This is a genomic window from Rhizorhapis sp. SPR117, assembly GCF_021742065.1.
Window position 1 is genome coordinate 1 of sequence record NZ_JAKKIE010000100.1, and the last position, 8,415, is coordinate 8,415.

General features: G+C 57.5%; 13 protein-coding genes. 7 read left to right on the forward strand and 6 right to left on the reverse strand.

The annotated features are described in order from the left end of the window. Window positions 1-306 precede the first annotated feature (306 nt). On the reverse strand, window positions 307-996 hold the full coding sequence (locus tag L3X40_RS20130; protein ID WP_237367175.1) for a hypothetical protein: 690 nt from the start codon (window positions 994-996) through the stop codon (window positions 307-309). Further along, on the reverse strand, window positions 996-1,289 hold the full coding sequence (locus L3X40_RS20135; RefSeq protein WP_237367176.1) for a hypothetical protein: 294 nt from the start codon (window positions 1,287-1,289) through the stop codon (window positions 996-998). Before L3X40_RS20135 ends, L3X40_RS20130 begins: the two co-directional genes overlap by 1 nt. Before the next feature lie 368 nt (window positions 1,290-1,657). On the opposite strand from L3X40_RS20135, the gene L3X40_RS20140 reads away from it, so the two are divergent. The 4 genes from L3X40_RS20140 to L3X40_RS20155 are packed head-to-tail and all read left to right on the forward strand — an operon-like array spanning window position 1,658 to window position 5,158. Further along, window positions 1,658-2,389, forward strand: coding sequence for a tyrosine-type recombinase/integrase (locus L3X40_RS20140; RefSeq protein WP_237367186.1), 732 nt, complete (start codon window positions 1,658-1,660; stop codon window positions 2,387-2,389). Next, on the forward strand, window positions 2,355-3,017 hold the full coding sequence (locus tag L3X40_RS20145) for a hypothetical protein (RefSeq protein WP_237367177.1): 663 nt from the start codon (window positions 2,355-2,357) through the stop codon (window positions 3,015-3,017). Before L3X40_RS20140 ends, L3X40_RS20145 begins: the two co-directional genes overlap by 35 nt. A gap of 33 nt (window positions 3,018-3,050) precedes the next feature. Then, a complete protein-coding gene (locus L3X40_RS20150; RefSeq protein WP_237367178.1) occupies window positions 3,051-3,392 on the forward strand; it encodes a hypothetical protein in 342 nt (113 codons plus the stop codon). Next, entirely contained in the window at window positions 3,389-5,158 is a 1,770-nt protein-coding gene (locus tag L3X40_RS20155; protein ID WP_237367179.1) for an AAA family ATPase, read from the forward strand. The genes L3X40_RS20150 and L3X40_RS20155 overlap by 4 nt, the downstream gene beginning before the upstream one ends. A gap of 180 nt (window positions 5,159-5,338) precedes the next feature. On the opposite strand, the gene L3X40_RS20160 is transcribed toward L3X40_RS20155, so the two are convergent. Further along, entirely contained in the window at window positions 5,339-5,653 is a 315-nt protein-coding gene (locus L3X40_RS20160; protein ID WP_237367180.1) for a hypothetical protein, read from the reverse strand. A gap of 71 nt (window positions 5,654-5,724) precedes the next feature. Next, a complete protein-coding gene (locus L3X40_RS20165; RefSeq protein ID WP_237367181.1) occupies window positions 5,725-5,952 on the reverse strand; it encodes a hypothetical protein in 228 nt (75 codons plus the stop codon). A 67-nt stretch (window positions 5,953-6,019) separates the two neighbouring features. On the opposite strand from L3X40_RS20165, the gene L3X40_RS22375 reads away from it, so the two are divergent. Continuing rightward, on the forward strand, window positions 6,020-6,151 hold the full coding sequence (locus L3X40_RS22375; protein ID WP_272908064.1) for a hypothetical protein: 132 nt from the start codon (window positions 6,020-6,022) through the stop codon (window positions 6,149-6,151). On the opposite strand, the gene L3X40_RS20170 is transcribed toward L3X40_RS22375, so the two are convergent. Further along, a complete protein-coding gene (locus tag L3X40_RS20170) occupies window positions 6,146-6,766 on the reverse strand; it encodes a hypothetical protein (RefSeq protein ID WP_237367182.1) in 621 nt (206 codons plus the stop codon). The genes L3X40_RS22375 and L3X40_RS20170 overlap by 6 nt on opposite strands. Before the next feature lie 422 nt (window positions 6,767-7,188). On the opposite strand from L3X40_RS20170, the gene bamE reads away from it, so the two are divergent. After that, window positions 7,189-7,479: an outer membrane protein assembly factor BamE domain-containing protein gene (gene bamE / locus L3X40_RS20175; RefSeq protein ID WP_237367183.1), complete on the forward strand. Its 291-nt coding sequence runs from the start codon at window positions 7,189-7,191 to the stop codon at window positions 7,477-7,479. Window positions 7,480-7,485: 6 nt separating this feature from the next. Next, complete coding sequence (locus L3X40_RS20180) at window positions 7,486-7,725, forward strand: hypothetical protein (protein ID WP_237367184.1); 240 nt, start codon at window positions 7,486-7,488, stop codon at window positions 7,723-7,725. Window positions 7,726-7,733: 8 nt separating this feature from the next. Here L3X40_RS20180 and L3X40_RS20185 read toward each other — a convergent pair. Continuing rightward, on the reverse strand, window positions 7,734-8,415 hold a 682-nt coding region (locus L3X40_RS20185; protein WP_237367185.1), incomplete at its 5' end, for a hypothetical protein.

The window sequence follows — 8,415 nt, forward strand, 5'->3', positions numbered from 1 at the left end:
CTGCCGACCTAGCATTGTTCATCTCCTCAAAGAGGCGTGAATCAATGAGGTGGATTACAGTTCCGGGTGACTAGCGCGTAGATCCCGGCGAACACCGGACTTCACGAGCTATTTAACTGTTTGAAAAATTGTGAGAAAGTGGTGGACGCACTAGGGCTCGAACCTAGGACCCGCTGATTAAGAGCTGGCCTTAAGCCCTTGGTAAAGCGTAGTAAACCGCTGCATTTCGTAGCTTGGTTCGCGCGAAATTGCGGTCCGCCCTTCCGCATTCCATTGCAGGCTGTTGCAATCTGTAGGATCCAATTGTCAGCCCCTGATGCCCCGTTGGGACCCCACTCGGACATCCGGAAAGACTTCGATTACGAAGCGGCTCAAAGCATGCCGTTTACGAAGACCCATCACGTGGTAGGCAACTTCATATGCTGCTTCCCAAGCTTCAGGTGACGTTGGTCCCTTCATGTCTGCATCGTTCAGGAAATTTACGAGTACGAGATAAGCAGGAACACCATTATCCCGCAAAAATTGTAGATGAGCCAGCCGGTTGGCTAGCTGATAGAAGAAGTCAGTCCATTGTGCCCTGTTGGGTTTTGCCCCAAGTTTGTCGGCGCAGGCAGCAAGGGATGCAGAGATTTTGTCCCGGGATGCTTCGCTTGCTCCGGTTCCAGGCGAGCACATCTCGTTAACGTGCGCCTTAGCCTCGACCAGCAGCACGTCCCCCCGATCAGAAACACCGAGCGCATCCCATTGGGGGCCGCGCTCTGGCCAAAACTCCTTCAAGGCGGACCGCAGGTGACCCAACCCGATCCGGTCTAAAAACTCGCCGTCTCGGTATTCAGCGAAGTCGTCTCGTTCGAGCGGTGATCGCCAATCAATCCCGCGCGCTCCGTTGAGCTTTGCTAAAATCGGCTGATCGAGAGCTTCCCAGCGGTCCCCTATGGCCTGCTGAATCCACCGTAGACTTCCTTTTGAGCCGGGCCCTTGAACGACTCGCGCCACTAGGTTGCCCCCAAGGGTTTGCATTTCGAGCAGACGAGAGAAAATGAACCGTCTGTTCGGCCAAGCGTTCGGGTGTAATTGCGAAGGTCATCGACGGCGTTAGCGACCACCTTACGATAGCCACGCCCTGTATAGGCTCCATCGTCCCGTGGCTTAGCAATCGTCTGGCAGAGGGCGCGATGCAACACCGTGTAGTTTGCACCCGGATTGCGCCGGACATTCAGAACGAACCCGGTCGAATGATCTTCGAGCCAGACCGCGTAACCGTCATCGTCATCCATGAACTCGCGCATACCGATCCTCTAACAAAGTGGGTAGGAACCCCGTTCAGCACAGCGAGTCCAATTCCTGCCCGGCTGCCATGAAACGAACAGCCTTCCGACATCTGCACTCATTTGATCCAAAGCGGTCAGCCTATAAATGTCATGTTGACCGGACGGCATCGGGCGACGGCGCAACACGTCCCATTCACCGTTCGGGACCAACCCATCGATCTCGGCGGCGGTAAGCCCGACGAACAAAGTGTCCCCGTCCGGAAGCGCGACGAAGTTCGCCCAAATGGGGCGCGTGAACCAGCTACGATTCGCAATCTTCTGGTAAGAGACCCACCGCCAGAAAATATCCGGATCACGACGCCAAGCGCCACGACATCCTCGAATTGATGGACGGTGCTATCGAGCGCGGCGCGGCGTATCAGGCGAACCGTATCCACTCGAACCTGCGCAAGCTGTTCAATTGGTGCATGGAGCGCGGGATTGTTGACGTTTCGCCCGTCATGGGAACCAAGCCACCGACGCGAGAACAGGCCCGTGACCGTGTGCTGACGGACGATGAAATTGGCAAGTTGCTGCGAGTCTGCGCCGAGGACGCTTATCCATTTCGCCAATTCGTGCCCCTGCTGCTGGCAACAGCGCAACGGCGCGGTGAGGTGTCCCAGATGAAATGGAGCCAAGTCGATCTTGACGCTAAGCAATGGGTGATCCCGGCGGAGTTGTCCAAGAATGGCAAACCGCACGTTGTCCCGCTCAACGATTTCGCGCTGCGATTGCTGGCAGAGATTCCGCGCTTCGCCGGTGGAGAATGCGATTGGGTATTCACCACCACGCGGCGATCACCGATCAGCGGGTTCAGCAAGGCGTTGCGGCATATCCATGCACAGTCCGAGACGTCCGAATGGCGATTCCATGACCTACGGCGAACCGCAGCATCGGGCATGGCAAGGGCAGGGATCGCGCCGCATGTGGTGGAGAAAGTGTTGAACCATATTTCGGGGACGATTTCCGGCGTAGCGGCAGTATATAATCGCTACGGTTATGATGCCGAACGACGTGAAGCGCTGGACAAGTGGGGAATGTTCCTTGGTGAAATTAGCCGACTTCAAACGCCCGCCTAAGTCGGTAGGCAACTATCTTTGCCTCGCCGACGCCGCGACCATGATTGGGGCTAAGATAGCTTCAGGATGGCGTAATGCTGATCTGATCGAATTGAGCGACCCTACGGGCGACGCGGAAGCGCAGGAGCGCGCCACGATTGTTCGTCAAAGGCTTACAGCCCTTCTTGCCGGAGGTATGCTTCCCGCATTCGGGAGAAATCACGAAGGCCGATACATCGAATTAGGTCGAGAGCGTCTTTCGGCACCATTTTTCGCCATCAACATCCCGCGTAGCGAATTTTTATGGACGGAGGAGGAGTGGGACCTGATCTTCGTCAGCCGCTCCGATCTCAAGCGTTACGTTGATTCATTGCGCAACTCCAAGCCGCGGAAATCCGTTACCTTTGATTGGCAAGAAATCACTACTCTGGCTTGGAGGTTGGCGCTCGACAATCCGCATCTTCGGAAACCAGCCAAACTCATCGATGAGGTCCAGTCGCAGTACGCACTGAAGTACGACCAACACCCGGATGCCAAAGAACTCAGGGATTTGGTCAACGAGATCATCGCACACCTTGGCGACCGGGTGCTGTCTAGGGACATTTCTTCGCCAGAAACCTCCTGCGACGCGCCGCCCAAATCGCCATAAATATTCGGCTCCTCGCATAAATCAGGAGCCGTTATGCATGAAAAACCCCGTACTTCTCGACCGCGCCGCACTGCGGCGGTGGGGCGTAAAGCTTCACAACAGCACACTTATAAGGCTGGAAAGAAAGGGAAAATTCCCAACGCGTCTGAAAATTGGCGCGACGAGCTATTGGCGAGCGGACCAGGTCGAGGAGTTCATTTCGAAGTCGAACTTGGTGCAGTCACAGCAGTGAGTGTTCGCCGAATCCATCATCATCCTACCGGTCGCACATGGGATCGAGTTTTCCTTTGCCCGATCAACGAACCAGAGGACTTTGCTGAGTTCGAAGCGTGGCTGAATGAATATTATCCCATCACGTCGGAGAGCGGTCGATGACGCAGGCGCAGCGACAACATTTCACACTGCGATTTGATCGAAGCGTCAGCGTTCTTGGCATGATGGAGTGGTTTGCAGGGCGGGACATTCCCGTCCTGCCCATTCATGGGATTGTGGGCGGCAGCTGCACATGCGGCAATGAAGATTGCGAAAGTCCCGGCAAACATCCAGTCAGTTCGTTGGTCCGCAACGGCGTCAAGGGTGCGACAACCGATCTGAAGCTAATACGGCGTTGGCATCGTGAGCACCCGGACATGAACTACGCCGTGGCGACCGAAGGGCTGGCGGTGATCGACTGCGACAGCAAGGAAGCCTTGCAGGCATTCCGTTCCGGCTATCAACCGCCGCCAACATTCACCGTGAAAACGGCGAGGGGGTTCCACTTCTACTTTCGTGGTGGAATGCCCGCCCGAAACGCCGCACGGAGCAAGTTGGACGTGAAAAGCGGCCCCGGCTGCTATGTGGTTGGGCCAAACTCGGTTCACGCTTCAGGTGCGATTTATGCGCTCTGGGAAGATGAGCTGATAGCCGATTTGCCGCAGAACATCGCGGACATCACCGAACGCCGTGATGAACCGCCTGAAGCTGGCGGCGGTGGACCGATACCGGTCGGGATGCGTAACTCCACGATGACACAGTTCGCAGGATACATGCATGGCAAGGGAGTGCCGCAAGCGGCGGTTCTGGAAACGCTTAAAACGCTGAACCGAACCATGTCCGAAAAGCCGTTGCCGGATCGCGAGGTCAGGCAAATCGCGCGTAGCGTATCGCGTTATCCGGTTAAGGCGTTGCCCCAGATCATCCCGTTCTCCGAGATTCCGGAGGAGCGCCTTGAGTTCCTCTGGTATCCCTACATCTGCCTTGGCACCCTCGGGCTGCTGGATGGCGATCCCGGCGATGGCAAGAGCCAGCTTTGCGTTTGGTTATGCGCGCGGCTCAGCCGTGGAGACAAGTTGCCCAACGGGGATCGATTTGAACCTGCCAATTGCTTCCTGTTCAATTTCGAGGACCTGCCCGGTGCCGTGATCAAGAAGCGGTTAGAGGCGAACGGCGCGGACCTTTCGCGCGTGTTCATCCAGTCGCGGCAGTTCCAGCTTACGGCGGAAATGGTCGAGTGGATGGACGGTGAAATTGCCGAAAAGCGGCCACGTCTGGTCATTCTCGATCCCATTCAGGCATTCATGTCCGGCGTGGACGGCAACAGCAACATCGACGTGCGCGAGTTTATGTCACGCTTGGGCGAGATTGCGGCGAAGCGAAAATGCGCGATCATCTGCGTCCGTCATTTCGGCAAGAGCGCGCAGGACAAGGCCATGAAGAAGGGGCTGGGTTCCACCGACTTTGTGGGCATCTCGCGCAACCAGTTCGGTCTTGCCCGCCGCAATGATGGTGCGCGCGGGTTCATCGTGTTTCACATGAAGACGAACTTCGAACGGGGGCAGTCCATGTTGTTCACGATGGGCGATGCCGATGGCCGGAATGGAGAGCAGCCGAAGATCGGCTTCGACAAGTTCACCGACATTACCGCCGATGACTTTTTTTCGGGTGATGCGTCCATGCGCGGCCCGGATCAGGATGAAAGGGAGGTCGCCAAGGAATTCCTGTTGGATGCACTGGCGGACGGCCCCAAGCCGGCGGCCAAACTGAAATCGCAAGGTGAGGCGCGCGCGATCAGTGCGTCCACCATCGACCGCGCCCGGAAGGATTTGGGCATTATCACGGCCAAGGAGGGCAAAATCTGGTTCTGGTCGCTACCGCCCGAGTGATCGAACTTTCCAAGTTTCCAAGTTTTCATCGCCGGGGGTCGGTGGAAAGTTGCATCACGCACTTTCGTGCCGCCCCGGCACTTTTCATGATGTGCCCGGCGTTGAAAACATGAAAACCTGAAATGTTGGATTGGGCAGGGCGGGGGAGGCACCGGGTTGGCCGATGCCCCCGGAAGCGCTTCAAACGGTCGGCGTCGCGGACAGCGCCTTGCGGGCTTCGTCCAGTGCCTTGGATCCCGGCGTCCACTGCCACGGCTGACGGGCGACGTGATCCTTGCCCAATGTCGGGTATATCTTGGTCTGCTTCGCAGCGAGGCGCAGCAGCATCCGGGCATCGCGCGCGGGCATCTTCATTTCACGAGCGAGTTGGTCGAGCGTGACCATTTCGACTTTGGGCTTCGCCAGTGCCTTGTTTCCCGACGCAGGCTTGGCGGCATCCGACTTGATTGCGGCGTTCGGCGCGGTGGTCGGCTTTGCGGGTTCGGTCGTAGTCATGTCGGTCATCTCCTTTGTTTGGGACCGACATTTCCATTAAGATGGGTTCGGAAGGCGTGTCAGGAGAAATCCTAGAAATCCCAGTCGATTTCCATCAGCGGGATCTTGAAGGCGGCATTTCCGTCGGTGAAGACATAGGCGTCGTCATCGCTGCCGATCTCGAATGTGTAGCGGTGCCCGTCCACATCGATATGAATGATCTCGTCTGGCGTGTGGACCACTTCGATCACCGCGCCGGGAAATAGCGCCCGTGCATGGGATAACAGATGCAGTCGGTCGAGCGGTTCGTCGTCGGACATGATGGCCTCCTTTCGTTGACCATCTTCCCAATAAGACCATGGGTGCGGGGAAGTCAGGAAAAACCCCGTGCGGGACCTGCTGATCTCCAACCGGGTGCTGGTGCGCCAAATTACGCAATTCGGTCAGGACCCGCTGATATACAATCAGGTGGTCGGTCTGCCCAAATGCTTGGAAATCCGTATCTCGGGCGAACTATAGCCTTTCGCCGGGCATCCGAGGGGAACCAGACCGACCCGCTAGGACGCGCAGCCGATCAAGGTAAAGCGTCTTCGCTTCGAATTCCGCCATGCGAAGGCGGCTCACCATATCGATGCGATTACGTCCCCGCGGACGAGGCATACTACCCGACCCACACAGTCGGCTACGCAGCTTGGCGGACCTGCGTCGGGCACGCGAAACTTCGTTCATGCCTTGCACTGCATAGCTTAGGCGCTGCGCCTCCCGTGAACCGAAGCGGTCACCGGCATAGTACAGGACCTCGCAACGCCGCGCGGTGAATGGGCAGATGAAATAGCAGCGGTGGCCCCCGAACGGTGATGGCGCCATTTCGATGGCAACGGATTGGGTGATGGCACCATCGATCATATCGCCGATGATCGTCATCACGCCGCCGCGTTCAATGTCGCTGAGATCGACGCGCAGGCGTGCGCTGGCGGTGCTTAGGCCGCCGATTGACCAGTGCACCGTGTCGATGACGCATTCGCCCGGTGAGACTACGCCCAGCCGCCGCAACGCGCGAATGTCGAGTGCCAGCATTTCCTCGACGTTGCCGATATGCGTTGAACGCCGCGCGCCTGATCCAAGTCCGCCCATGAAAGCCTCCTGCGTCTCGGACGGCATCATACATCGAGATCGGCCGCGTCTCAGGCACAACCTCCGGCTCTTCGGACGGCGGCTCTGTGCCCCTCAAGCTGGCTTTTCAACGAAATACTGTAGCTTGGGGCAGGTCGGTCAGCTTTCTGTTGAGTGCAAACGTCCACTGTCCCATACAGGTAATCGGAACCGCCACGCACGGTTCTGGGGCGTAGTAACCCCGAATAGCCGGTTGGGCTGCCCGTAGCAGCCCGACACATCCTTGACCCTATGGTCGGGGAGCCTGCGACGTATGTCCAGGGCTTCCCAGCCTAAAGGTCGTAGGGACCGAGCTATCGGTTTACTAACTCCCCGATCACCAAGGATCAGGTGTGAAGTCGAAAGCGGGGGCGTACCGCCATCGACTTCCGGGGCGAAATCAAATGAAGCGCATCTTATTTTTCACCGCTGCGTTGGCGCTCACAGGCTGCGTGTCGATGGGCACCAATTACGACGTGGCGGCGGTCGATCGCCTTCAGGTCGGCATGACCAAGGCACAGGTTATCGGCTTGCTTGGACAACCCAATCAGGTCGTCACCAACTCCGATGGGAGTGAACGCCTTGTCTGGGTGCATTCAACGGGATCGATGTTCGGCGCGAATGCGCGTTCAGTAGGATTGCCGTTTGGAGCCGATGGGCGGCTGACCGACGTTCCACAGCGGGCGGTTCAATAGGCCGTCATGCAGCGATTAGCCTTGATCGCCAGTTTGTTATGCGCGGGGTGCAATAGCCCGGCATCGCAGACTGCCGATGCACCCAACGCGGCCTCCGGCTATGCAGCCCGCGAGCGAGAGCTTATCGAAATGTGCAACGAGATTGCCATCGAGCGTGAGGTCTTGGTGGCGAAATACAATGCGATGATCGAAGTCCATAAGCTCAACATGCGGCCCGAGCCGTTAACCGTGCAGAGATGCTCATAGCTATCGCCTCATTCGACTACGTCCTCTTGATCGACGCCCGCCGCATTCACAATGGCGGGAAGTGCTTGCGCAATACCGAGAACAGTTGACGCTGCACCGCGAGCCGCTGCCTTGTGAAATTCCTCGACCTCAATGTCGAATTTTTCGCCCATGGCGCGGCGCGCTTGTTCCATTCCGAGCATCAAGACGCGCATACCAAGGATATACTGCTGGGTGACCACCTTCTTCGACACATCACCCTTCGCTTGGACAAAATAGCGGTTGTGATAGGCGTTATCGAGATTGATCTTGTAGACCATGCCCGCATCGTCACCCAAATCTTCCACCGTTCCGCCATCGGCTTCCGTCATGCCGCTAGGCCACGTCTCGCACGTGTGACCTTTGATCTCGCGGCCATCTTTGGTCAGCAAAACACATGGCGGCAATCCAACCATCGGCGCATCTTCACCACCACCGGAATTTTTTCCGTCATCAGCGCCCTTGCGCTTTTCATCATCGGATTTTTCGGGCTTCGGTTTCGGGTCAGACTTTGGTTCTGCCGTGGCCTCCACGATGCGCAGCTCAACCATATTTTCCGTTTTCACTGCCTGCGGCATCTCGGGATCGCTAAGCGCAACGCTCTCATGACTGCCATCTGCGCTGCAGAACGAGTTTATCCTGCCGCCGACCTTTCGGCTAGCGGTGAATTTG